Source organism: Inquilinus sp., assembly GCF_057815775.1.
Genome location: NZ_JBYRFX010000454.1, coordinates 1 through 24,019, shown reverse-complemented (window position 1 = coordinate 24,019; position 24,019 = coordinate 1). Strand labels below are relative to the sequence as shown.

General features: G+C 67.9%; 24 protein-coding genes and 1 pseudogene. 12 read left to right on the top strand and 13 right to left on the bottom strand.

Going from position 1 to position 24,019, the window contains the following annotated elements:
- Positions 1-98: 98 nt before the first annotated feature.
- Positions 99-1,097 (bottom strand): zinc-dependent alcohol dehydrogenase family protein, encoded by a 999-nt coding sequence (locus tag AC3XYG_RS16280; protein WP_489140896.1) that lies wholly within the window; start codon positions 1,095-1,097, stop codon positions 99-101.
- Positions 1,098-1,223: 126 nt separating this feature from the next.
- Here AC3XYG_RS16280 and AC3XYG_RS16275 point away from each other — a divergent pair, with 126 nt between their 5' ends.
- The gene (locus tag AC3XYG_RS16275) at positions 1,224-2,138 is read left to right on the top strand and encodes a LysR family transcriptional regulator (protein WP_489140895.1); all 915 of its coding nucleotides are present in this window, start codon (positions 1,224-1,226) and stop codon (positions 2,136-2,138) included.
- On the opposite strand, the gene AC3XYG_RS16270 is transcribed toward AC3XYG_RS16275, so the two are convergent.
- The 4 genes from AC3XYG_RS16270 to AC3XYG_RS16255 all read right to left on the bottom strand — a co-directional run bounded on the left by AC3XYG_RS16270 (position 2,135) and on the right by AC3XYG_RS16255 (position 8,628).
- Positions 2,135-5,236 carry an efflux RND transporter permease subunit gene (locus tag AC3XYG_RS16270; RefSeq protein WP_489140894.1) on the bottom strand — a complete coding sequence of 1,034 codons (3,102 nt, stop codon included), beginning with the start codon at positions 5,234-5,236 and terminating at the stop codon, positions 2,135-2,137. The genes AC3XYG_RS16275 and AC3XYG_RS16270 overlap by 4 nt on opposite strands.
- Positions 5,237-5,246: 10 nt before the next feature.
- Positions 5,247-6,398, bottom strand: a complete 1,152-nt coding sequence (locus AC3XYG_RS16265) for an efflux RND transporter periplasmic adaptor subunit (RefSeq protein WP_489140892.1) — start codon at positions 6,396-6,398, stop codon at positions 5,247-5,249.
- A gap of 13 nt (positions 6,399-6,411) precedes the next feature.
- Positions 6,412-7,923, bottom strand: a complete 1,512-nt coding sequence (locus tag AC3XYG_RS16260) for an efflux transporter outer membrane subunit (protein WP_489140891.1) — start codon at positions 7,921-7,923, stop codon at positions 6,412-6,414.
- A gap of 99 nt (positions 7,924-8,022) precedes the next feature.
- A complete protein-coding gene (locus AC3XYG_RS16255; RefSeq protein WP_489140890.1) occupies positions 8,023-8,628 on the bottom strand; it encodes a hypothetical protein in 606 nt (201 codons plus the stop codon).
- A gap of 241 nt (positions 8,629-8,869) precedes the next feature.
- Here AC3XYG_RS16255 and AC3XYG_RS16250 point away from each other — a divergent pair, with 241 nt between their 5' ends.
- From AC3XYG_RS16250 to AC3XYG_RS16220, 7 genes and pseudogenes are all read left to right on the top strand, one after another.
- Complete coding sequence (locus AC3XYG_RS16250; RefSeq protein ID WP_489140889.1) at positions 8,870-9,571, top strand: response regulator; 702 nt, start codon at positions 8,870-8,872, stop codon at positions 9,569-9,571.
- Complete coding sequence (locus AC3XYG_RS16245; protein WP_489140888.1) at positions 9,568-10,839, top strand: ATP-binding protein; 1,272 nt, start codon at positions 9,568-9,570, stop codon at positions 10,837-10,839. The genes AC3XYG_RS16250 and AC3XYG_RS16245 overlap by 4 nt, the downstream gene beginning before the upstream one ends.
- 246 nt (positions 10,840-11,085) lie before the next feature.
- Positions 11,086-11,877, top strand: a complete 792-nt coding sequence (locus AC3XYG_RS16240; protein WP_489140887.1) for an SDR family NAD(P)-dependent oxidoreductase — start codon at positions 11,086-11,088, stop codon at positions 11,875-11,877.
- Positions 11,874-12,497, top strand: coding sequence for a TetR/AcrR family transcriptional regulator (locus AC3XYG_RS16235; RefSeq protein ID WP_489140886.1), 624 nt, complete (start codon positions 11,874-11,876; stop codon positions 12,495-12,497). Before AC3XYG_RS16240 ends, AC3XYG_RS16235 begins: the two co-directional genes overlap by 4 nt.
- Positions 12,498-12,605: 108 nt before the next feature.
- A pseudogene (locus tag AC3XYG_RS16230) lies at positions 12,606-12,770 on the top strand (transposase); the annotation flags it as partial.
- Positions 12,771-12,815: 45 nt separating this feature from the next.
- Positions 12,816-13,580 (top strand): MFS transporter, encoded by a 765-nt coding sequence (locus tag AC3XYG_RS16225; RefSeq protein WP_489140885.1) that lies wholly within the window; start codon positions 12,816-12,818, stop codon positions 13,578-13,580.
- 23 nt (positions 13,581-13,603) lie between these two features.
- Positions 13,604-14,299, top strand: a complete 696-nt coding sequence (locus AC3XYG_RS16220) for an MFS transporter (RefSeq protein ID WP_489140884.1) — start codon at positions 13,604-13,606, stop codon at positions 14,297-14,299.
- Here the strand turns inward: AC3XYG_RS16220 and AC3XYG_RS16215 are convergent.
- Entirely contained in the window at positions 14,296-15,204 is a 909-nt protein-coding gene (locus AC3XYG_RS16215; RefSeq protein ID WP_489140883.1) for a LysR family transcriptional regulator, read from the bottom strand. The genes AC3XYG_RS16220 and AC3XYG_RS16215 overlap by 4 nt on opposite strands.
- Positions 15,205-15,216: 12 nt before the next feature.
- Complete coding sequence (locus tag AC3XYG_RS16210) at positions 15,217-16,125, bottom strand: LysR family transcriptional regulator (protein WP_489140882.1); 909 nt, start codon at positions 16,123-16,125, stop codon at positions 15,217-15,219.
- Positions 16,126-16,262: 137 nt separating this feature from the next.
- Between AC3XYG_RS16210 and AC3XYG_RS16205 the strand changes: the two genes are divergently transcribed.
- Positions 16,263-16,769 (top strand): GNAT family N-acetyltransferase, encoded by a 507-nt coding sequence (locus tag AC3XYG_RS16205; protein ID WP_489140881.1) that lies wholly within the window; start codon positions 16,263-16,265, stop codon positions 16,767-16,769.
- A gap of 9 nt (positions 16,770-16,778) precedes the next feature.
- Here AC3XYG_RS16205 and AC3XYG_RS16200 read toward each other — a convergent pair whose 3' ends face one another.
- The 3 genes from AC3XYG_RS16200 to AC3XYG_RS16190 all read right to left on the bottom strand — a co-directional run bounded on the left by AC3XYG_RS16200 (position 16,779) and on the right by AC3XYG_RS16190 (position 19,552).
- Complete coding sequence (locus tag AC3XYG_RS16200; protein WP_489140880.1) at positions 16,779-18,035, bottom strand: hypothetical protein; 1,257 nt, start codon at positions 18,033-18,035, stop codon at positions 16,779-16,781.
- A gap of 129 nt (positions 18,036-18,164) precedes the next feature.
- A complete protein-coding gene (locus AC3XYG_RS16195) occupies positions 18,165-18,950 on the bottom strand; it encodes a hypothetical protein (protein ID WP_489140879.1) in 786 nt (261 codons plus the stop codon).
- 254 nt (positions 18,951-19,204) lie between these two features.
- A complete protein-coding gene (locus AC3XYG_RS16190; RefSeq protein WP_489140878.1) occupies positions 19,205-19,552 on the bottom strand; it encodes an ArsR/SmtB family transcription factor in 348 nt (115 codons plus the stop codon).
- A gap of 122 nt (positions 19,553-19,674) precedes the next feature.
- Here AC3XYG_RS16190 and AC3XYG_RS16185 point away from each other — a divergent pair, with 122 nt between their 5' ends.
- From AC3XYG_RS16185 to AC3XYG_RS16175, 3 genes are all read left to right on the top strand, one after another.
- Entirely contained in the window at positions 19,675-20,856 is a 1,182-nt protein-coding gene (locus tag AC3XYG_RS16185) for an MFS transporter (protein ID WP_489140877.1), read from the top strand.
- Positions 20,857-20,986: 130 nt separating this feature from the next.
- Entirely contained in the window at positions 20,987-21,586 is a 600-nt protein-coding gene (gene wrbA, locus AC3XYG_RS16180) for an NAD(P)H:quinone oxidoreductase (RefSeq protein ID WP_489140876.1), read from the top strand.
- Positions 21,587-21,640: 54 nt separating this feature from the next.
- Positions 21,641-22,630, top strand: coding sequence for a glutathione S-transferase family protein (locus AC3XYG_RS16175; protein ID WP_489140875.1), 990 nt, complete (start codon positions 21,641-21,643; stop codon positions 22,628-22,630).
- A gap of 5 nt (positions 22,631-22,635) precedes the next feature.
- Here the strand turns inward: AC3XYG_RS16175 and AC3XYG_RS16170 are convergent, their stop codons facing one another.
- The 3 genes from AC3XYG_RS16170 to AC3XYG_RS16160 form a co-directional block, all read right to left on the bottom strand.
- Positions 22,636-22,986: a hypothetical protein gene (locus AC3XYG_RS16170; protein WP_489140874.1), complete on the bottom strand. Its 351-nt coding sequence runs from the start codon at positions 22,984-22,986 to the stop codon at positions 22,636-22,638.
- Between the two features lie 93 nt (positions 22,987-23,079).
- A complete protein-coding gene (locus tag AC3XYG_RS16165) occupies positions 23,080-23,460 on the bottom strand; it encodes a low affinity iron permease family protein (RefSeq protein WP_489140873.1) in 381 nt (126 codons plus the stop codon).
- A gap of 81 nt (positions 23,461-23,541) precedes the next feature.
- Positions 23,542-24,019, bottom strand: a 478-nt coding sequence (locus AC3XYG_RS16160) for an acetoacetate decarboxylase (RefSeq protein WP_489140872.1), incomplete at its 5' end; no start/stop codon positions are given.

Sequence of the window (24,019 nt, the reverse complement as noted above, 5' to 3'; positions counted from 1 at the left end):
GGGCTTGACCCGGCAATCCAGAAGATGTCGACAGCCTCTGGATGCCCGGATCAAGTCCGGGCATGACAGTGAGGGGGTGGAGGGAGTGACCTCTCCCCCTACCCTACCCGCACCACGATCTTGCCGAACGGGCCGCGGTCGAGGTGGTCCAGCGCGGCGGGCAGGTCGGCGAAGGCGTATTCGGCGTCGATGACCGGGGCCAGGCCGATGCGGTCGACGGCGCGGACCAGATCTTCCAGCCCGCGACGATGGCCGACCGAAATGCCCCGCATCACAGTCTGCTTCATCATCATCGGCACGGTCGGGGCGGTGAAGCTGAAGCCGTCGAGCAGGCCGATCAGGGCGACGCGCCCGCCCTGGGCCAGCGCCTCCGCCGTCTGCGCCATGTTGGCGCCGCCCACCAGCTCCAGCACGTGGTCGGCGCCGCGGCCGCCGGTCAGCTCGCGCACCGCCCGCCCCCAGTTGGGCGTGGCATGGCGGTCGATGCCATGCGCCGCGCCCAGGGCCCGGGCCCGCTCCAGCTTGGCGGGATCGCCTGATATCACGATCGCCTCGGCGCCATGGGCCCGGGCCAGCTGGACGCCGAACAGCGCCACGCCGCCGGTGCCCTGCGCCACCACCGTCTCACCCGCGCGCAGGCCGGCATCGACCAGGGCGGACCAGGCGGTCAGCCCGGCGCAGGGCAACGTGCTGGCCGCCGAATCGTCCAGCGTGCGCGGCGCCGCCACGGCCCAGTCCTGCGACAGCACCAGATACTCCGCCAGCACCCCCGGCAGCGGCCCGCCCAGGGCCGCCCGCCGCCCGGTGGCCAGGCCGTCGATCCAGCCCGGCCAGAAGGTGCCCAGCACCCGGTCGCCGACCGCGAACCGCGTCACCCCGGCGCCGGCCTCGGCCACCGTTCCGGCCATGTCCGATCCCGGCGTGAACGGAAAGTCGAGGGTCTGGCCCATGCCGGTCTCGATGGTCAGCTTGTCGCGATAGTTCAGCGACACCGCCCCGACCTTGACCAGGATCTCGCCCGGCCCCGGCTGCGGCACCGGGGTGTCGATGAGGGCCAGGGTCTCACGGCCCAGCCGGGAATTCTGCCACCGCTTCATGCTCTGCTCGTTCCGCTTCGGTCCGGCCCCATTCGAGCCGCCGGAAGCATAGGCGAGGTGATTTCTCTCCAGTGCGGCCGATATTTCCCATTACTGTAGATCTGAAAGAACCAATCGGACCCAGCCATGATCGATCGCCTCAACGGCGTTAGCCTGTTCGTCCAGGCCGCGGAGGCCGGCGGTTTCGCCCTGGCGGCCGACCGCGTCGGCCTGTCCCGCTCCGCCGTCGGCAAGGCGATCGCCCGGCTGGAGGAGCGGCTGGGCACGCGCCTGTTCCACCGCACCACGCGCAGCCAGAGCCTGACCGAGGCCGGCCAGGCCTATTACGAGCGCTGCCGTCGCGTGCTGGCCGAGCTGGAGGCGGCGGAGGCCGATAACGACACCGGCCGGGCGGCGCCGTCGGGCCGGCTGAGGGTGACGGCGCCGGTGCTGATCGGCCGCCGTTTCGTGGCGCCGGTGCTGCTGGACCTGGTCCGGCAGCATCCGGGGCTGAGCCTGGAGATCGCTTTCACCGACCGCCAGGCCGACCTGGTCGAGGACGGCATAGACTTGGCCGTCCGCGCCGCCCCGCTGCCCGATGTGGTCGGCCTGGCGACGCGGCGCCTGGCCCGCCTGCCCATGGTGGTCTGCGCCACCCCGGCCTATCTGGCGGCGCGCGGCCGCCCGGCGGCGCTGGAGGAGTTGCCGGCCCACGACCTGCTGGTCTATGGCCGGGACGGCCGGTCCCTGCCCTGGCGCTTCATCGAGCCCGACGGCCGTGTCCGGGCGATGATCCTGGATGGCAGGATCCGCTTCGACGATCTGGACTCCCTGGTCGAGGCCACGGCCGCCAGCCTCGGCATCGCCATGCTTCTCCACTGGCAGGTCGCCGGCCGGCTGCGCGACGGCACCCTGGTGCAGCTGTTCACCGACCGGCCAGACTTCGCCTTCGATGTCCATGCCTTATGGCCGCAGAGCCGCCACCTGCCGTCCAAGACCCGCGCCGCCATCGATGCGCTGGCGGCGCGGCTGCCGGCGCTGATGGGCACCGACCCGGGCTAAGCCTTCGTCGGATCCGGCGCCGGGCCGTGTGTCGGCTCTGCCGCCGCCGCGGTCTTGCCTTCGGTCTCGTGCTTCGCCGCCAGCAGCATGTATACGGCCGGCACCACGAACAGGGTGAACAGCGTGCCGATGGCCAGGCCGCTGGCGATGACCAGCCCCATGTTGAACCGCGACACCGCCCCGGCGCCGCTGGCCACGATCAGCGGCACCACGCCCAGCACCATGGCGCCTGTGGTCATCAGGATCGGGCGCAGCCGGATGGCGGCGGCGCCTTCGATCGCCTCGCGCTTGGTCTTGCCCGCCTTCTGCAGGCCGTTGGCGACCTCGACGATCAGGATGCCGTGCTTGCTGATCAGCCCCATCAGCGTCACCAGCCCAACCTCGGTGTAGATGTTCATCGTGGCGCCGCCGACGCCGACGCTGATGAAGGCCAGCGCCCCGGCGATGGACATCGGCACCGAGACCAGGATGATCAGCGGGTCGCGGAAGCTGTTGAACTGGGCCGCCAGCGCCAGGAAGATGATGATCAGCGCCAGGGCGAACATCTGCACGATGCCGCTGGATTCCTGGACCGTCTGCCGCGACTGGCCGCCGTAATCCACGGAATAGCCCTGCGGCAGCGTCTGGGCGGCCAGGTTCTGCAGCGTGGCGAGGGCGGTGCCCGCGTCGACGCCCGGTGCGGCGACGCCCTGGATCGTCGCCGAGTTGAGCTGCTGGAAATGGGCGATCGAGCGCGGCGCCGCCTCCAGCTTGATGGTGGCGATGGCCGAGAGCGGGATCTGCGTGCCGTTCACCACCGCGATCGGGTAGTTCAGGATCTGGTCGCTGTTGAGGCGCGAGCGCTGCTGCACCTGCGGGATGACCTGGTAGGACCGGCCGTCGATGCTGAAATAGTTGACGAAGCCGCCGCCGAGGATGGTCGCGAGCCAATTGCCGACATCGCTCATTGTCAGGCCGAGCTGGGCCGCCTTGTCGCGGTCGATCACGATCTCGTCCTGCGGCTTGTCGATCTGCAGGTCCTTGTTCAGGAAGATGAACTGGCCGGATTTCAGCGCCGCCTGCAGGAAGGCGTCGGAGACGTCGTTAAGTTCCTCGAACCCGTTGGTGGTGCCGATCACGAACTGGACCGGCAGGCCGTTGCTGCCCGGCAGCGGCGGCAGCTGGAACGCCACGCTCTGCGACCCGGCGATCTTGCCGACATCCGCCTGCAGCAAGGGCTGCAGCACGGCGGCGCTCCGGGTCCGCTGATCCCAGGGCTTGAACACCTCGATGCCGATCGAGGTCGAGGGGGAATCGATGGTGAGGGTGTGGTCGACCTCGGGATAGGTCCGCATCGCGGCGGCAACCTGGGTGGAATTCGCGAGCTTCTGCTCCAGCGTCGCCTGCGGCGGGTTGGTGGTCGAGACCAGCACAGCGCCCTGGTCCTCGCTCGGCGCCAGCTCACTCTGCGCCCCGCCATACAGGAAGTAGATGCTGCCCAGGACGATGGCGGCGAAGACCAGCGTCACCGGAATCGTGTTGAGGCTGCCGTGCAGCAGGTATTTGTAGGGGCGCAGCAGCTCGTTGAACCGCCGGTCGATGAAGTCCGACAGCCGTTCTTCCCAGCCGCTGCGATCCTCCAGATGGACCTTCAGGATGCGCGAGCACATCATCGGCGTCAGCGTCAGCGCGATGATCATCGACACGGTGACGGCGCCGACCAGGGTGAAGGCGAATTCGGTGAACAGCGCGCCGGTCAGGCCGCCCTGGAAGCCGATCGGGACATAGACCGCGATCAGCACGACGGTCATGGCGATGATCGGCCCAACCAGTTCGCGGGCGGCGTCGAACGCCGCCTGCATGGGTTTCGCCCCCTCCTCGATATGGCGGTTGACGTTCTCGACCACGATGATCGCGTCATCGACCACCAGCCCGATGGCCAGCACCAGCGCCAGCAGGGTCAGCAGGTTGATGGAGAAGCCGAAGACCAGCATCATCGCGAAGGTGCCGACCAGCGACAGCGGGATCGCCACGATCGGGATGAAGACCGACCGCGGCGACCCCAGGAACGCGAAGACCACGAAGATCACGATCAGCAGCGCCTCACCCAGGCTGGTGACGACCTCACGGATCGAGCTGCTGACGAAGGCGCTGGAGTCGTAGATGACAGCGGTGTTCAGCCCGATCGGCAGCTGGGCCTTGATCGCCGGCATCGCGGCGTTCACGCCGGCGACGACGTCGAGCAGGTTGGCGCTCGGCGCGACCTGGATGCCCATGAACACGCCGGGCTTGCCGTCGAAGCTGGACTGGCTTTCGTAGTCCTGGGCGCCGAGCACGACGTTGCCGACATCCTTCAGCCGGATCAGCGCGCCGTTGACCTGCTTGACCACGAGGTTCCGGAACTGCTCGACATCATGCAGGTCCGTGGTCGCGGTCAGCGTGATCTGGGTCATCGTGCCCTTGGTGTTGCCGATGCCCGAGATGAAGTTGTTGTTGTTCAGCGCGGTATTCACGTCGGCCGCGGTCAGCCCGTATGAGGCGAGCTTGTCGGGGTCGAGCCAGACCCGGAGCGCGAACACCTTGGGGCCGAGGATCTCCGCCGTCTGCACGCCCTGCACCGCCTGCAGCTTGGGCTGCACCACGCGGGTCAGGTAGTCGGTGATCTGGTTCGCCGCCAGCACATCGCTGTTGAAGCCGATATACATGGCGTCGATGGTCTGGCCGACCGCCAGGGTGATGGTCGGCTGCTGCGCCGCGGGCGGCAACTGGTTGATGACCGAATTGACCTTGGTGTTGATCTCGGTCACCGCCGCGTCCGAGTTGTAGTTCAGCAGCAGGTTGACGGTGATGATCGAGGTGCCGCTGGTGCTGGTCGAGGTCATGTAGTCGATGCCGTTCGCCTGGGCGATGGCATTTTCCAGCGGCGTGGTGATGAAGCCGGCCACCACGTCGGGGTCGGCGCCGAAATAGGTGGTGGTGACGGTCACCACCGCATTCTCGGTCTTCGGATACTGGCGGATCGCCAGCGAATTGAAGGACTGGTAGCCGATCACCACGATCAGCAGGCTGACCACCAGGGCCAGCACCGGACGCCGGATGAAAAGATCGGTGATGTTCATGGCGCGCGCCTCAGCTCGGGTCCGCCGGGGCGGCCTTGGGATCGCTGGGCGGCGTCACCGTGTTGTTGACGACGACCGGCGACCCGTTCTGCAGCTTGAGCTGGCCGGAGGTGACGATGGTCTGCCCGGGGTCGATCCCCTTCAGCACCGCGATCTGGTCGCCGCGGGTCTGGCCCGTCGTGACGAAGCTCTGGTTCGCCACCATCTGCTTCTGGCCGTTGGCGTCCTTCTCGGAGACGATGAAGACGACGTTGCCATAGGGGTTGATGGTGACCGCCGTCGCCGGCAGCGTGACGTATTGCTGCGGCGCACCGACCGCGATCGACACCTTGCCGTACATGCCGGGCAGCAGCCGGTGGTCCGGGTTGGCGAAGCTGGCCCGGATCGTCAGGCTGCGGCTTGATGTGTCGACCACCGGGCTGATCGCGGTGATCTTGCCGTCGAAGCCCTGGCCGGCATAGCTGTCGACCGAGGCCGTCACCACCTGCCCGACCTTGAGCTGTGACAGCGCCTGCTGCGGCAGGGTGAAGTCGAACAGGATCGGGTCCAGCGCCTGCAGCGTCACCATGGTGGTGCCGGCGCTGAGATACTGGCCGAGATCGACTTGGCGCGTGCCGAGCCGGCCGGCGAAGGGCGCCTTGACCGTCTTCTCGTCGATCAGGGCCTGCTGCCCGATCACCTGGGCCTGCGCACTCTTCAGATTGGCCGAGTCGGTGTCGACCGTGGCCTGGCTGACGCCCTGGGCCTTGAGCTGGCGCAGGTCGCGGTCATAGGTGATCTGGGCGTTGTCGGCCGTTGCCTGCAACTGCTGCAGGGTGGCGACGTCGTTGTCCAGCCGCAGCTGGAACAGCACGGCGCCGGCCTGGACATCCTGGCCATCGGTGAAGCTGAACTTGTCGAGAATACCAGACGCCTCGGAGGACAGGTTGGCGCCGTTCACGGCCCGGAAACTGCCCACCGCCTCCAGCTGTGCCTGCCAGTCCGACTTGGCGGCGACGGTGGTCGACACCGTCTGGGCGGGGTTGGCGCGCGACGCCAGGAACTGCGCGATCATCTTGCCCTTGAACACCTGGAACCCGAAGATTCCGCCCAGGATCACGCCGATCACGATCAGCATGATCACCATGCGCGTGATCAGCGACGCCGTTCTGCTCTTGGCCATGTTTAGTCCGTCATCACTTCGGCAGGCTGGGGGTCGGCTGATAGTCGCCGGTGGGCACGTCGGTCCGGTTCCACCAGCCGCCACCGAGCGCCTGGAACAGCGCGGCGGTGTCGGTCAGCCGCAAGGCCTGGGCCTGGATGCGGCCGATCCGGGCGTTCAGCAGGCTGGTCTGGGCGGTCAGGACCGTCGTGTAGGTCGTAGCACCCGCCTGGAACTGGCTGCGGGCGATGTTCAGGCTGCGCTGGGCTGCCTGTTCGGCCGCCAGCTGTGCCTTCAGCGTGTCGGCGTCGTACTGGATCGCGTGCAGCGAATTGGCAACATCCTCGAACGAGGACAGCACCGTGCTGCGATACTGCGCCGCCGCCACGTCGAAGCCGGCTTCGGTCGCCCGCTTCTCCGACAGCAGCGTGCCGCCGTCGAAGATGGTCTGGACGATGCTGCCGGCCAGGCTCCACGCCACCGTGCCGGGCGAGAACAGATTGCCGAAGGTGCTGGCACTGCTGCCGTAGCTGCCGCTGAGCGAGATCTGCGGCAACATGTTGGCGATGGCCACGCCGATCTTGGCGCTGGCCGCATGCAGCTGCGCTTCCGCCGACCGGATGTCGGGCCGCTGCTCGACCAGCTTCGACGGCAGGGACAGCGGCAGGTCCGCCGGCAAGGTCAGCGAGGACAGCTGGAAATCATCGCCGGAGATCTCGCTGGGGAAGCGGCCGAGGAACACGGCGAGCTGGTTGCGCTGCTGCGCCAGCTGCTTCTGCAGCGGCGGCAGCGACGCCTCATCCTGCGCCACCACGGCCTCCTGCTGCGCCACATCGGCCTGCGAGATGCCGCCGAGCGCGAATTGCTGCTGCAGGATGCCCAGGAAGGAGCGTTCGGTCTTGATGATGTCCTGGGTCGCGTCGATCTGCGCCCGCAGAGAGGCTTCCTGGATCGCCGCGGTGACCACGTTGCTGCTGATGGTGAGGTAGCTGGCCTCGAGCTGGAACTGCTCGTAATCGGCCGTGGCCTGCAGCGATTCGATGTTGCGCCGCGTGCCGCCCCAGACGTCCAGGTCGTAGGACACGTCGACCGACGCATTGTAGACATTGAAGACCGAGGTCACGGTCCGGGTTCCGCCGGTCGGCGACGAGCCGGTGCTGTTGGTCTGCTGCCGCTCGCCGGAGCCGCTGCCGGTGATCGTCGGGAACAGGGCGCCCTGCCCGGCCGCGACATTCTCCTGCGCCTGGCGCAGCGTCGCCTGGGCGGATTGGATGTCGGGGTTGGCCTTCAGCGCCTCGGCGATCAGCCGGTCGAGCGAATCCGAACGGAACACGCGCCACCAGTCGCCCGGGATGTCCCGGCCGTTCTGGATGCGTTGCGCCGTACCACCAGCGACCTTGGCCGCAGAGGTTTGAGTCAGCGGGGAGCCGGGCGTGTACTGGGCGACGCCAGGCGCGTCCGGCCGCTGGAAGTCGGGACCGACCGCGCAGCTCGCCAGGACCAGGGCGGACAGCGAGGCGACGCCCCGAAGCAGTTGAGAGTTCACGGGCAGAGACAATCGCAGTGATCGGGAGGAGTACTATACCATCGAAACCATCGGGCCGGTCCGGCCGTGGGGGGAAACCGGACCGGCCCGACCGGCCCGTCAGCCGGCGCTTGGCGCCGGGCGCTCGGCCTGGGGCTCGGAGCGCTGGTCCTGCGGACCGGGACCGAAAAAGGGCTGCGGACCATGATGCGGCCCCATCCGCGCCTCGGCCTGCTGCAGCAGGACAAGCTGGTCCGGCGTCAGCTTCTGGCGCAGCGCTGCGATCGCCGCCTTCAGCTTCGTCGCCGTGTCGGCCTTGGCGATCACCGTATCGGCCAGATGCTCGGGCCGGCCGAACGGATCGCCGCGGTCGGCCATCATGGCACCACGCGCCGGCGGCTCCATCAGCGCGAGCAGCGCGCTGGTGTAGTCCCGCCAGGCGTCGAGCTGGTCGGATCGGATGCCGACGATGGTCTCCATCGTGGCGAGGTGGCGTGCCATGCCCAGTCGGAAGAAGTCTGGACGGCGATGCCAGCCGGAGCCGCCACCGTCAGCATGGTCACCGTCAGGGCCAGCCGACGCTGGCACGGCCCCTTGCGGAGCATGGATCGCGTCGACGTTGACAGGGTCGGCCAGTGCGGCGCCACCCGGGCTCATGACCGTGCCGAGGGAGAGGCCGACCACGCTGGCCGTCGCAATGCCGATGATGGCGACGGTGGATCTCATCTGCAGCCTCGCAATGTTGCTGTCGATAGAGCGAAGCTAGGCGAGCCGTGTTGCTGCGGTTCGTCGCCGTGTTGCCGAATGTGAACCGTTCGACGAAATTGATGTCCGAACATTGCTGGCGGAATTCCCGCAATACTCCGTTGCAAAAAACCCGTCGCGCGGCGGCGTCGAGGCCGTAAAGATCACGGCAACAACTTTTCGGCTTCATTCATCGATGCAGACTTCCCCTCATATTCTTGTCGTGGACGACGACCCGGAGATCCGGCGCCTGCTCGGCCGCTATCTCGACAGCCAGAACCTCCGGGTCAGCCTCGCCGCCGATCGACGCGAATGCGAGGAGCGGCTGGTCGACGGCCGGATCGACCTGGTGGTGCTGGACGTGATGCTGCCGGACGGTTCCGGGCTGGACATCTGCCGCGACCTGCGCCAGCGCCGGCCGACCCTGCCGGTGATCCTGCTGACCGCGCTGAAGGAGGATATCGACCGCATCATCGGGCTGGAGATCGGGGCCGACGACTATATCGGCAAGCCGTTCAACCCGCGCGAACTGGTGGCCCGGATCCGGGCGGTGCTGCGCCGCGCCGCCGGGACGACGCCGCTGGAAGAGCCTACGGCCGGACGCTATCACTTCGCCGGCTTCACCGCCGACCCGGCCGCCCGGCGCATCGTCGATGCCGGCGGGGCGGAGGTGGTGCTGACCGGCGCGGAATTCGAGCTGCTGCTGGCCTTCCTCGACCGGCCCGGCCGGGTGCTGTCGCGCGACCAGCTGCTCGACCTGACCCAGGGCCGTGAGGCGGAGCCGATGGACCGGTCGATCGACGTTCTGGTCAGCCGGCTGCGCCGCAAGCTGGGCGACGAAGGGCCGTTCCACATCTTCAAGACGGTGCGCAACGGCGGCTACCAGCTGTCGGTCGCGGTCGAGCTGCAGGGCGAGACGGCATGAACACGCTGCGCGCCCGCATCACCATCCTGCTTGTGGTGGCGATCATCGCCGTCGTCGGCATCGCCAGCTTCGCCGCGGTCAGCCTGCTGCACGGGCCGTCGCCGACCCGGACGATCGACCCGCTGGCCCGGCAGATCCGGCTGATCGCCGATCTGGTCGAGAACGGCATCGGGCCGGCCGATGCCCCCGGCCGGGTGGCCGATTTCGAGCTGCACCCCACCCCGGCCCCGGGCGAGTCGATCGAGCGCTTCGCCGAATTCCTGCAGAGCGCCATCCGCAAGACCGGCCCGGACCTGCCGATCGCGATCACCCGGCCGATGGTGGATTCGCCGCCGGTGCTGTCCGTCCAGATCGACCCGAATCGCTGGCTGTGGCTGACCATTTCCGACGTGCCGATCCCGCAGGGCGTGCCGCTGGCCTTCACCGGCTGGATGGTGCTGCTGGTGCTGGGCGCCATCGGCATCGCCCTGGTGGTGGCCGGCAAGCTGATCCGCCCGCTGGCCCTGCTGGAGGGCAGCATCGCCCGGATCGGGCCGGACGGCACCCTGCCGCAGCTGCCGGAGACGGGGCCCGCCGAGATGCGGACCACGGCGCGGACGCTGAACCGCCTGTCCGCCCGGCTGCGCGCGGCGATGGAAAGCCGGATGCGCCTGGTGGCCGCGGCCGGTCACGATTTGCGCACCCCGATGACCCGGATGCGGCTGCGCGCCGAATTCCTGCCCGACGAGGATCGCGACGCCTGGCTGAAGGACCTGGAGGAGCTGGACCGCATCGCCGACAGCGCCATCCGGCTGGTGCGGGAGGAGGTCGAGGACGGTGACGGCGAGGCGCTGCGCCTGGACCGGCTGGTGGAGACGGTGTGCATCGAGCTGGGTGAGCAGAAGCTGGCGGTGACCCTGGTGCAGGCCGAGCCGGTCTCGATCAAGGCCGGCCCCCTGGCGCTGAAGCGGGCGCTGCGCAACCTGATCATCAACGCCGCCACTCATGGCAAGGGCGCGGAGATCCGGCTGACGCGGGACGGCACCGACGCCCGGCTGACCATCACCGACCACGGCCCCGGCATTCCGCCGGCGCTGCGGGAACAGGTGTTTGAGCCGTTCTTCCGGGTCGACCCGGCGCGGCGGCAGATCGTGCCGGGCGCCGGGCTGGGCCTGGCCATCGCCAAGGAGATCATCTCGCGCTACGGCGGCCGGATCGGCATTGCCAACCGGCCCGAGGGCGGGCTGGTCCAGACGGTGATGCTGCCGCGCCATGGCGTGGCTGCCTGACGCTGTGCGCCTTCCCGGCGCTTGCAAGGCTGATCCCGGCCAATCGCCGACCCATCGACCGGTGCAATCGCCAGGTCGTGAACCCATGAATCGGGAATAACCGAGAGCAGGCTTGGCGCTTGGAAAGCTTGGCGGGTGTTTCGCTGCCGAAGCGGGCTAAACGCATAAACCACGAGAGTTTGATCATGGACGCCTTAACAATGACCCACGGTCATCTTATATGACCACTGGTCATTAGGAGGCATCATGGGTTCGAGGAAGATTGCGCTTGTCACAGGAGCGTCGAGCGGGCTGGGGATCGCTTTCGCCGAAGACCTCGCCCGGCGGGGCTATGATCTCGTTCTGACGGCGCGGGGCGCGGACGCCATGGAGGCGGTGGCCGAGCGAATCCGCGATAGCCATGGCGTCGATGTGGTGGTGCAGCCCGCCGACCTGTCCAAGCCCCAAGCCGTGAGAGAACTGACCGCGACGCTTGACGCCCGCGGACTATCGCCCATGGTCGTCGTGAACAACGCGGGCTTCGGACTCAACGAGCGTTTCGCGGAACAGGATGCTGATCGCCTGGCATCGATGCTGCAGCTGAACATCCTCGCGCTGACTGAACTCACCCGCTTTTACGCGCAGCGCATGATGGCGGCAGATGGGGGGCACATCCTGCTGGTGGCAAGCCTTGCCGCGTATATGCCGACACCGCTGTTGGCCGCATACGGAGCATCGAAGGCCTATGTCCTATCCTTAGGCGAGGCCCTCCACGTCGAGCTTGCGCCGAAAGTCGGTGTGACTGTCGTGTCGCCCGGCTATATGGCGACCGGCTTCGACGTGGCCTCGGGGTTCCAACCATCGCCGGCAACGCGGCGGTCGGCCCTTCTTCCCGGAAAGGTTGCCGGAATCGGGCTGGATGCCTTGTTCAACGGCAGATCTTCCGTCGTCGCGGGCAGCGCGAACAAAATCGCAGTGGCAATCGGGAGGATTCTTCCGCGCACGTTCGTGGCGCGGCAAGCCTATAAGGCGTCCGGTGGGCGACACCGCAAGCAATGAAGCGGGCGTATGACGACGCCGGCAAGGACCAGCGGCGCAAGTCGATTCTGGACGCTGCCGAATTGCTTCTCAGGCAGGCGGATGGACGCCTTCCGTCAGCAGCGGAGATCGCCGCAGCCAGCGGTCTCGCCAAAGGCACACTCTACATCTACTTCCGCACCAAGGAGGAGATCTTCGCGGCGCTCCTTCTCCATCTGTGGGAGCCAGCTCTCGCAGCCCTGGGGGAAGAGCTGACGCGAGTCGACCAGCCCGTGCCGGTACGTGTCGAAGCATTCGTTACACGCTTCGTGACGTATGTTGACGAGCGGCCCTTTCTTCTTCGCCTCGATGCGCTCGCCAAGGAGGTAATTGAACGAAATATGAGCGCGCCAGCGCTGGCCGCCCACAAGGAAGCAATTCTAACGAGCATCAAGGCTGTCAGCGCCAAGATTGAGGATGCGTTGACGCTGCCTCCCGGACGGGGATTTCAGCTTCTCACCCGCACCCATGCCATGATGCGTGGCCTCTGGCAGTCGTTCGGCGACCCGACGCCTGAGTTGCAGATATGTCACTATCATGCGTTCGCGACCGAGTTGAGCGAGGCGCTTTCGGAATACTGGAAAGGAGCTCTTCGCATCTGATCCAATCGGGAATGCCCACCAATTCGGCTCGGCCTGAGCGCGGGACAGGCGCACGACGGGCAGATCGCCGACAAGCTGCTCGACCATCTCCGGAAGCCTTGCTTTGGCAAGCGCCTCTATCGCGAGCGCAACCTGATCGAGCGCTTCTTCTCCAAGCTGAAGCACTTCCGCCGCATCGCTACCCGCTACGACAAGCTCGCCGCCAACTTCCTCGCTATGGTCCAACGCGCTTCAATCCGACTCTGGCTCCGTGCTTATGAGTCTACGGCCTAGTATGACCCATCCCGACTCGTGCGGGACGGGGGGAAACCAAAAACAATGTCGCTCAGCCAGTCCGAGATCCGCACCATCGTCATCGGCGCCCTGCTGGCGCTGTTCCTGTCGGCCCTCGACCAGACCATCGTCGCCACCGCCCTGCCCTCGATCGGGCGCGAGCTCGGCGATTTCCAGCTGATCTCCTGGGTCGTCACCGCCTATCTCCTGACCTCGACCTGCGCCACGCCGATCCTCGGCAAGCTCAGCGACCTCTATGGCCGCCGGCCGCTGCTGCTGGCCTGCCTGTGCGTGTTCCTGGGCGCCTCGGTGCTGTGCGCGCTCTCCACCTCAATGACCATGCTGATCGCATCGCGGGCGCTGCAGGGGCTGGGCGGCGGCGGGCTGCTGACCCTGGCGCAGACCGTGATCGCCGATGTGGTGGCGCCGCGCGACCGCGGCCGCTACGCCGCCTATTTCGCAACGGTCTGGGCCGCGTCCGCCCTGATCGGCCCGACCCTGGGCGGCGTCCTGACCCAGTATGTCGGCTGGCCCTGGATCTTCTGGATCAATCTGCCGCTGGGCCTGCTGGCGCTGGGCATCGTCGACCGGGCGCTGCGCAAGCTGCCGGTGCGGCGGATCAAGGCGCGGATCGACTTCGTCTCGATCGCGCTGCTCGTCCTCGGCACCGTGTCCCTGCTGCTCGGCCTGTCCTGGGGCGGCACGACCTTCCCCTGGGCATCGCTGCCGATGCTGGCCGCTGCCGTCGTCGCCATCGCCTCCGGCTGGCTGTTCTTCCGCCGCCAGGCCCGGCGGACGAGCCGATCCTGACGCCGCGCTTCCTGGGCGATGCCGTGGTCGGGCCGGTGCTGCTGGCGGTGTTCCTGGCCTTCGGCGGCTATCTCATGCTGGCGGTGCTGGCGCCGACCTATCTGCAGGTAGCCCTGCAGGCCCAGACCGGCGAGGTCGGGCTGATGATGATCCCGCTGATGCTGTCGACCACCGTCACCGCCTCGCTGTCCGGCCGCTACATCAGCCGCACCGGCACCTATCGCCGGCCGCCCGTGATCGGGCTGCCGATCGCTATCGTGGCGACGGTGGCGCTGGCATTCTGCGCGACGAGCGCCACGCCGATCGTCGCCTCCGGCCTGCTGATGCTCATCGGGCTCGGCCTCGGCCCGATCTTCCCCGCCAGCATGGTCGCGGCGCAGAACGCGGCGGCGGCGCGCGACATGGGGGCCGTGACCGGCGCCATCGGCTTTTCCCGCGCCCTCGGCGGCGCCATCCTGGTCGCGGCCGGATCGGCCCTGGTGCTTGGCCTGATCGTGGCCTGGAGCCCGTCCGTCGCCTCGGTCACCGGGCTGGAAGATCTGGTGCGCCGCCCCCTGGCCGCGGCCGAGCGCCTGGAGATCGCCCGTGCCTTCGCCGTGATGTTCGGCGTGGCGGCGGGGATTTTCCTGCTGAGCCTGCTGACCTATCTGCGGGTTGAACAGCGTCCGCTGCGCAGCCAGACCCACCACCACGCCGGGGCCGACGGCGGTGGCGCCTAACCCATCTCCCACACCGGCCCTTGGCTGAAGCGCTCGACCAGGAAATCCACCACCGCGCGCACCTTGGGCGCCAGGTTGCGGTTGTGCGGCCAGACCGCATAGATCGCGCCGAACGGGTTCTCGTAATCGGTCAGCAGCGGCACCAGCCGCCCGGCGGCGATGTCGGCCCCGACCATGAAATCCGGCGCCAGCGCCACCGCCATGCCCGCCCGCACCGCCGCCATCGTCACCTCGGCGCTGTTGGCGCGCAGCCGGCCGTCGACCCGCACCGTCTCCGTGCGGCCGTCCGGGCCGATGAACTCCCAGTCGTTCTGGTCGGCGGCGTAGCTGTAGAGCACGCAGTCATGGCCGGTGAGATCGGCCGGCACCTTCGGCGCGCCATGGCGTTCGACATAGCCCGGCGTGGCGCAGACCAGCCGGCGGCAGGGTGCCAGGCGCCGGGCCACCAGGCTGGAATCCTGCAGCCGGGTGATGCGGATAACGAGGTCGAAGCCGTCGGCCACGACATCGACGAAGCGGTCGTCGAACACCGCCTCGATCCGCAGCTCCGGCCAGCGGGCCAGCATATCCGGGACCAGCGGCGCGATGTATTCGCGGCCGAAGCTGGCCGGCGCATTGAACCGCAGCAGGCCGCGCGGCTCGGCCGAGAGATGGCCGATCGCCCGCTCCGCCTCCTCCACCTCGCGGACGATGCGGACGCAGCGCTCGTAGAAATCCTGGCCGGCATCGGTCGGGCTGAGGGTGCGGGTGGTGCGGTTCAGCAACCGGGCGCCGAGCCGATCCTCCAGCTTGGCGATCTGCTTGCTGACCGCCGATTTCGACACGCCGAGCCGCGCCGCCGCCGCCGAGAAGCTGCGGCTGTCGACGACCTGGGCGAAGACGACCATGGCACCGGGCATATCCATGCCGCGCAGGGTCTACGAGGCGCCCGGCGGGGTCAATGACCCCGGCGCCGCACGCTGCAGCGCCGCGATCATCTCGCGCAGGCCGCGGGTCAGCGGCTTGTCCCTGCGCAGCACCAGGCCGAGCTGGCGGTGCAGCTCGGGCGACAGGGAATGCGCGACCAGCCGGGTCTCGCCCGGCGGCATCGCCATCCGGGGCAGCACGGCGCAGCCCAGGCCGGCGCCGACCAGCTCCTTGATCGCCTCGACGCTGCCGAGCGCCATCGCCGGCTTCAGGCTGATCCCGGCCGCCGCGAACCAGTCGTCGACGATGCGCCGCGTCTGGCCGCCCGGCTCGTACAGCACCACCGGCCGGCGGGCCATCACGGCCGGCGTCACCTCCAGCGGCAGGTCGTCGGCCTCGGCGGGCACGACCGCCACGAACTCCTCCTCCAGCAGCGGCGTCACCGCGAAGGCGCGGCCGGGCGCCGGCAGGGCGACCAGGCCGAGATCGAGCGCGTTTTCCTCCAGCAGGCGCAGGATGTCGACGGCATTGCCGGTGCTGACCACGATCTCCAGCGAGGGCAGCCGCTGCCGCAGCGCCCGCAGCACCGGCGGCAGCAGGTAGATGCAGGCGGTGGCGCCGGTGCCGAGCCGGACCCGGCCGATCATGCCGGTGGCGTGTTCGGCCATCGCTTCCACCGCGGTCGCCACCGCCGCCTCGATCTGCCCGGCATAGGCCAGGAGCTCGGCCCCGGCCGCGGTCGGCGTCGCCCGCCGGCCGACCCGCTCTATCAGGCGGACGCCCAGCCGGGTCTCCAACTGCCGGATCTGCAGGCTGACCGCCGGCTGGGTCAGGTTCAGCCGCGCCGCGGCACCGGAGAAGCTGCTGGCCTGGATCACCTCGGTGAAGGTGCGCAGCTGGTCGAGGTTCAGTCCGCGCATCCAAAGAAATCCTTATCATCCGTATCGGATATCCAAATTTCCCTTATCCATTTCGGCGGCGCAAGCTTGTCATCCGTTCCCCGATCACCGCCGTGCCCCATGCCCAGCCGCCTGCCGCCCCTGACCGAGATCCTGCATTGGTTCGCCGCATCGCCACTGTCGCGGCGACGGCAGCTGGAGCTGCTGCGCGGGCTGGACGACCGGCAGCTCGCCGATCTCGGCATCCGCCTCGGCGAGGTGTTGCGTGGGCGGCCATCCTGGCGCAGGGCCTGCCCTATCTCGCGGCCGAGATCGACGGAAGGCTGGTCGGCTATGCCTATGCCGGCGCGTACCGGCCGCGCCCGGCCTATCGCCACACGGTCGAGGATTCGATCTATGTCGCCGACGGCCTCGCCGGCCGCGGCATCGGGCGCGCGCTGCTGGCGGGGCTGATCGAGCGCTGCGAGGCCGGGCCGTGGCGGCAGATGGTCGCCGTGATCGGCGACAGCCGGAACGCCGCCTCGATCGCGCTGCATGAAAGGCTGGGCTTCGAGCCGGCCGGCAGCTTCCGGTCGATCGGGTTCAAGCTGGGCCGCTGGGTCGACACCGTGCTGATGCAGCGCACGCTCGGCCCCGGCGACGCGGCTCCGCCCTCGGGGGCCTGACCGAAGCGGTCAGGCCTTTTCGTAGCCGAAGGTCGAGTTGCGGAAGAATTGCGGGAACTGCTGCAGGGTCATGCTGACTTCGGCGGCGCCATCATAGGAGATGCCGCCCTTCGACGTACCGGCCGTCTTGAAGTTGCCCCAGGGATTGCGAAGGGTGACCCGGTTCTGTTGCGGGTCGCAGGACGTGACGGTCCATTCATGCCCCGAAACCAGCGCGCCGCCGTCGTTGTTGGAGCAGAAGGCGATGACGGGCTGGCCATTGCCGAGGGCCTGTGCAATCTCGGTCCCGATCGTCGGCGATGCGGTCGGGTGGTTCGTGGCCGGGCTCCCCGTCAGCAGATAGAGCGCATAGATGCCGGGGGATCCCGCCTCGCTCTTATCCTTCGGCGCGTCATCCGGAATATGCGCGCCGTTGGCGAAGCTCGAAGAGCTGATCAGCGCCGCCTCCAGGATCCGCGACCATTTCGCATCGTCATGCACCTGGGTGGTGATCAACTGGTTCTCGGTCACCTTGATGGGGTGATGCGGGTCGCCCGCGAAGGTCACGGTGAAGCTGGCATCCGCATTCCGCACGATCGCCTTGGACAGCGCCGCCTGTCCTCTTGGCGTCATCGCCGTGGCCACGAGGGCGGCCTCGAACATGCAATCGCCATGCGATCCCTGGTCGACACCGGACAGAGCGGTGGCGGCGATCATCTGCGGCGAGAACGGATGGCTGCCGGCAGCGACCGGCGCAGTCACCGGGCTGTCCGGCTTCGACCATTTCGAGCCGTCGAAGGATGCGCTGGAGAGTTCGGCACCGGCGCCCTTCCACACAGCATACAGCGTCGTGCCGGACACGGAGAGGGCCGGCGCGCCGAGGGTCACGGCGCCGGGGATCTGCGCCTGGTGCGACCAATGCGCCCCGTCGAAGACGGAGTACCAGATCCGCTGGTCGGCCGCCTTGCCCTTCCAGGCGGCATAGAGCCTGGTCCCGAAGGTGACGAGCGAAGGCGGCACATCGCTGTTCGCGCCGGGGATCTGCACCTGCAGCGACCAGGCCGAGCCGTCGAAATCAGCATATTCCAGTTCGCCGCCGGCGCCCGGGTCCTTCCACAGCGCATAGAGCTTGCCATCGAACCAGGACGTCGCGGGGTCGACGCCGCTTGCCGGATCCAGGGCCAAGGTCTGTGCCCGCGCCCCTGCCCCGGCCAACAGGCTGGCGGCAAGGCCCACGCCCGCGACCGCCAGAACATCGCGCCGCGCGATCGCGCCGAATTCCTTCATGAGGCCCGCTTTCGGATCAACCCGACGATGAGACGCACGACCACAGTCCCGCCGATACGGGCAGGTTGGTGCTGCAATGGAATGGAGGAGTGTTGGTGGAACCTGCCGGATCAGGCCAGGCGCCGGCGTCTAGGCCGAGGTGCGCCAGTAGGCTTCCGGCCGCTGGATGACCAGATCGTTGCGCTGGCTGTGGCCGGCCGTCTTCCGGCCACCCTTGATGTGGTCCATGAACTGGCCGAGCCGCGAGTTGATCAGCACATGCTTGGCCTGCCGGCCGATGCCGTCGGCGATGTCGAAGGATTTGTGGCCGGCGCGTTCGAACTGCCGGCGCACCACGTCGAACAGATAGGCGTCATGGAATTCGTACTGCCGGAACAGCTCGTCATGGGTGTAGAGCCGCTTGAACGCCGCCAGCATTTCCTGGGTCGCCGGGTGGTTCAGATTGTAGGCGATGAAGCCGCATTCCGAGTAGGTCGGCCGGTCGAGATAGCCGACGAAGCAGTCGCGCGGGATCATGCTCTCAAGCTCGTCCACGCTCGGGTCGGAGAAGAACAGGCTGTCCGCATCCACCCAGATCAGCACGTCGGCATCCGTGTTCGCCGCGGCGTGGAAGATGGCGAAGGCCTTGTGGCTGAAGCGCACGGCATCCCAGCGGAACCCGGTGCCCCAATGCCGGTCGCCCAGCTTGATCCGGTTCTTGTACGGGTTGCGCGACAGCCGGAAGCGGTAGCGCTCGGTCTGGCCATGGGCCAGCGGGTTGTCGGCGTGGCGGCGTTTGAAGGCCATCAGGTCGGGGCAGCTGGAGACCAGATCCCGCACGATGATGCGGTCGCTCGGCACCTCCGGCTCGAAGTTCTCGCGGTATAGCAGAAGCGGAATCTCCTCCGGCCACTGAAGATCGAAGGTCTCGATCATTCGCCGTCCGTAATCATCATAGCCCGCAGCGTTGCAGGTGGTGACGACAGCAAATTTCCGCGTGGGCTGGCCGGAGCGACGCATGGCAATGGTCATTCGGTTTTTGCGAGGGTTCTTCGGGACAGCAAACGCATCGGAGCGTGTTGCGTTCCATGTATTGGCCGTGAGCTGGACCCTAATTGGTCCTTCACGCGGTGTGAAATTACCCTTTGGTAAAATTAAAATGCCGCGGCTGGCCTCGGTTTGACCTGATGTCAGCGGCCAGGGGCAGGCGCAGCCTCGGTCCGCAGGGCGACGTCCCTGCGCGCATTTGTCACCACGGAGTCGAGCAACCCGGGGAACCTTGCCTCCAGATCGCCCCGCCGCAGCGAGATGAAGCGCTGCGTCCCGTCGATCCGCGTCCAGGTCACACCGGCCTCACGCAGCTTGGCGTAGTGGTAGGACAGCGCGGTCTTGGTGGCCCCTTCGCCGAGATAGCCGCAGGAGACTTCGCCCACCTCGGACAGTGTGGCGACAATCCCCAGGCGGGTCGGATCGCTGAGCGCGGCCAGGATGGTCACGAGGTCGAGCTGGTCGCGGTCGGGTTGGAAGGGCGCACGCATGAACAATATCTAGCCGATCGGCCGGCGCGTTTCAATGTTCAACGATCATTGAACATTCCGCTTGACGGCCACCGCCAGGCGGGATGATTGTTCAATAATCCTTGAACAATGGAATACGGACGATGCCCGCCTCCCTGGTCTGGCTCGCGATCGGCGCCTTCGCCATCGGCACGGAAGGCCTGATGATCGCCGGGCTGCTGCCCGCGATCGCCGCCGACTTCCACACGACGATCGCCACCGCCGGCGAACTGATCACCATCTTCGCGCTCGCCTATGCCGTCGGTTCGCCGATCCTGTCGGCCCTGTGCGGCAGTCTCGACCGGCGCCGGCTGCTGATCATCGCCCTGTCGTGCTTCACCGCGGCCAACCTGTTGGCGGCGGTGACCGAGAGCCTGTGGCAGCTGGTCGCCGTCCGGGTGCTGCTGGCGCTCAGCGCCGGGCTGTTCATGCCGACGGCCTATGCCGTGGCCGCGTCGTTGGTTCCCCCCGAACGGCGCGGGCGGGCCATCGCCGCCGTGACCAGCGGCATGACCATCGCCACCGCGCTGGGCGTGCCGGTGGGCGCCTGGATCGGCGCCCATGCCGATTGGCGCTCGACCTTCCTGATCGTCGCCGGGCTCGGCTTCGCCGGCGTGTTCGGCCTGCGCTTCGGCCTGCCGGCGCAGCTGCCGCGTGGCGCCAGCACCCTGGCCGAACGACTGGCCGTCGCGCGTCGGCCGGTGATCCTGCAGGCCCTGATGGTCACCTTCTTCTGGATCGCCGCCGCCTTCACGATCTACACCTTCATCGCGCCGTTCCTGCAGCGGGCGGCCAGCCTCGGCCCCGACGGCGTCAGCGCCATGCTGTTCCTGTTCGGCGTCAGCGCCGCGATCGGCAACGCCCTCGGCGGCCAGCTGACCGACCGCATCGGGCCGCTGCGGGTGCAGTTCGGCAGCCTCGCCACCCTCACCCTGTCCCTGTTCGGCCTGTCCGCGGCCACCCTGCTTCCGGCCCATCAGGCGCTGATCGCCCTTGTCCCCCTGATGGCGATCTGGAGCATCGCCGGCTGGGCCTTCAACCCGGCGCAGACAACGCGGCTGATCCGGCTGGCGCCGGAGGTGGCGATGGTGGCAGCGTCGCTCAACTCCTCCGCGCTCTATGCCGGCGTCGCCTTCGGCTCGGTGCTGGGCGCCGCGACCGTGAGCTGGGGCAACGCCTCGGATCTCGGCTGGGTCGGTGCCCTGTGCGCCGCCACGGCCCTCGGCATCCTGACCGCGACGGCGCGGCGCCGGGCTGCCAGCCCGGTGGCACAGCAGCCGGCCTGAGCCCGTCATCCCTCCCATCGTCGCGGTTTGGGAAACAATCCTGTTCCGTGACGATGGGTTATCCCCGCCTTCCGCAAGGACTACCTTGGTCGCGCAGCGTCGGCTGCGGGTACCATAGGGAAACGATGCGATGACGAAGGTTCTGGTTCTCTACTACAGCTCCTACGGCCATATCGAGACGATGGCGACGGCGATCGCCGACGGTGTCCGCGAGGGCGGCGCCGAGGCCACCATCAAGCGCGTGCCCGAGCTGCTGTCCGAAGAGGCCGCCCGCGCCAACCACTTCAAGCTCGACCAGGCCGCCCCGGTCGCCACGATCGACGAGCTGGCCGATTATGACGCGGTGATCTTCGGCGTGCCGACCCGCTTCGGCATGATGGCCGCGCAGATGAAGGCCTTCCTCGACCAGGCCAGCGGCCTGTGGATGAAGGGCGCCCTGATCGGCAAGGTCGGCAGCGTGTTCACCTCCAGCGCCACCCAGCATGGCGGCCAGGAATCCACCATCCTGAACTTCCACACCGTGCTGCTGCATCAGGGCATGGTGATCGTCGGCCTGCCCTATTCCTTCCAGGGCCAGATGACGCTGGACGAGATCACCGGCGGGTCGCCCTACGGCGCCTCCACCATCGCCGGCGGCCAGGGCCAGCGCCAGCCGAGCGAGAACGAACTCGCCGCTGCCCGCTTCCAAGGTGCGCATGTCGCCAAGATCGCCTCGAAGCTTGCCGGCTGAGACTTTTAAGATGACCGCCGGGGCTCAGGGTCCCGGCGGCGGATGGAGACGACGATGGGCCTGCTGATCGAAGGCCGCTGGGCGGACCAGTGGTATGACACCAAGGCGACCGGTGGGCGCTTCGTGCGGCAGGACAGCGCGTTCCGCGGCAAGGTCACCGCCGATGGCAGCTCCGGCTTCAAGGCTGAGGCCGGGCGCTATCACCTCTATGTCTGCTACGCCTGCCCCTGGGCGCACCGCACCCTGATCGTGCGGGCGCTGAAGGGGCTCCAGGACGTGATCTCGGTCGATGCGGTCGACCCGTTCATGGGCAGCCAGGGCTGGACCTTCGACGACATCCGCGACGGCAGCCGCTCCCCCGGCGCCACCGGCGACCGGGTCAACGGCAAGGCCGCGATGCACGAGATCTACACCCTGGCCAAACCGGACTACACCGGCCGGGTCACCGTGCCGGTGCTGTGGGACAAGCAGACCCGCACGATCGTGAACAACGAATCCGCCGAGATCATCCGGATGCTGAATTCGGAGTTCGATGAATTCGCCGATCGGTCGGTCAATCTATCGCCCGCCGAATTGCTGCCCGAGATCGACGCCATCAACGCCGATGTCTACGACCGGGTGAACAACGGCGTGTACAAGGCCGGCTTCGCCACCGACCAGGCGGTCTATGACGAGGCCGTGACCCGGCTGTTCGAGCAGCTGGAGCGGCTGGAGGCCCGGCTGTCGGAGCATCGCTGGCTGGTCGGCGACCGGCTGACCGAGGCCGACATCCGGCTGTTCACCACGCTGCTGCGCTTCGACCCGGTCTATCACGGCCACTTCAAGTGCAACCTGCGGCCGCTGCACGAATACACCGCGCTGTGGGGCCACACCCGCGAGATCGCGCAGCTGCCGGGCGTGGCCGCGACGATCGAGATGTCGCACATCAAGCGGCACTATTACGAAAGCCACCACACCATCAACCCGACCGGCATCGTGCCGAAGGGCCCGGCGCTGGACCTGACCGCGCCGCATGGCCGCGGGCATCTGCCGGAAGCGCGGTAACCCGCTCAGATCCCAAACACGGCGGCCCGCACCACGCGCACAGCCAGGAACAGGGCGCAGAAGGCCAGCGTCTCGTCCCACATGTTGAGGCGGTCGGGCTGCATCGGCTCGCGCGCCATCCAGGCGAACAGGGCACTCCACAGCGCGGCGAAGAACATCACCGACTGCAGCAAGGCCAGCATGTCGGCGGTCGAGCGCCGGCCCGGCAGGGAGATCAGCGCCAGCATGCCCAGCATCATGGCGAGCCGGGTGCAGAAGCTGGTGATGCGGCGGCGCGACTCCGGATCGATCCGCAGCCATGGCGTTGTGGCCGGGGCCGGCACGACAGCACGCCGCGGCCCTTCAGTGTCCAACATGATCGTCGTCCCAAGGATGGGCGCACCACCCGATCCACGGGCGATGGCCAGGTCGCGACCCTGCTCCGTCAGCCCGTTAAAAATCCATTCGGTTTAGCCGCCGCGCTCCGCCCGTGCCTTCGCCGCCAGCGCCCGGTATTCCTCGCGGATCTCGCGCAGGTCCTTTTCGGAATGCTCTTCCAGGTCGAGCATCCAGTTGCGCGCCACCTCGGTGGCCCGGATCAGCTCGTCGAGCTTGATCTGGACCGCGGCGCTATCGCGGTTCTGGGTGTTCTGGATCAGGAACACCATCAGGAAGGTCACGATCGTCGTGCCGGTGTTCACGGTCAGCTGCCACACGTCGGAAAAGCCGACAAAGGGGCCGATCGCGGCCCAGACGATCATCGCGCCCGCCGCCACCCCGAAGGTGACGGGGTGGCCGGCGAGCTGCGAGAACCGGTTGGCGAAGCGAACGAACCAGGGAGCGTTTTTCACGGCATCCTCCATGCGGTGCGGATGCCATGAGAACGGGACGGCGGCCCGGATCGTGCCGAGGCGAGGCGGGACTCTCTGGAGTCAGTCCGGCCGGTTGTAGTCGTAGATCACCCGGCCATACGGCAGGGTGAGGTCGGCGATCAAGTGATGTGCGCCGATCACCTTGCGCACCGGCAAATCGGCCACCGGTGCATTGACGTGCGGCACCAGGTGCAGCCGCGCCGGCCCGATCCAGGACCCCTTCGGCGTGATGTCGATCAGGTTATAGGCGACGAGCTGGCAGATTTCCGGCCGGCCGTCGACGCCGGGGATCAGCTTCAGGTTGACCTGGGTGCGCGACAGCGTCGCCATCGTGCGCTGGCCGTTGCCGGCCATGCTTTCGTGCTTGTAGCCCATGGTGCCCATGGCGACGAGCTGATCGGCATAGGACAAGGTGCCGGTCAGTGTGTCCTTGACGATCGCCAGCTTCGGATGGGCGTATTTCTTGGGAAAGCCCCAGATCTCGCGGCCGGCGGCGATCGGCGGGTCGTCATCCAGATACATCTGGGCGACGAAGCTC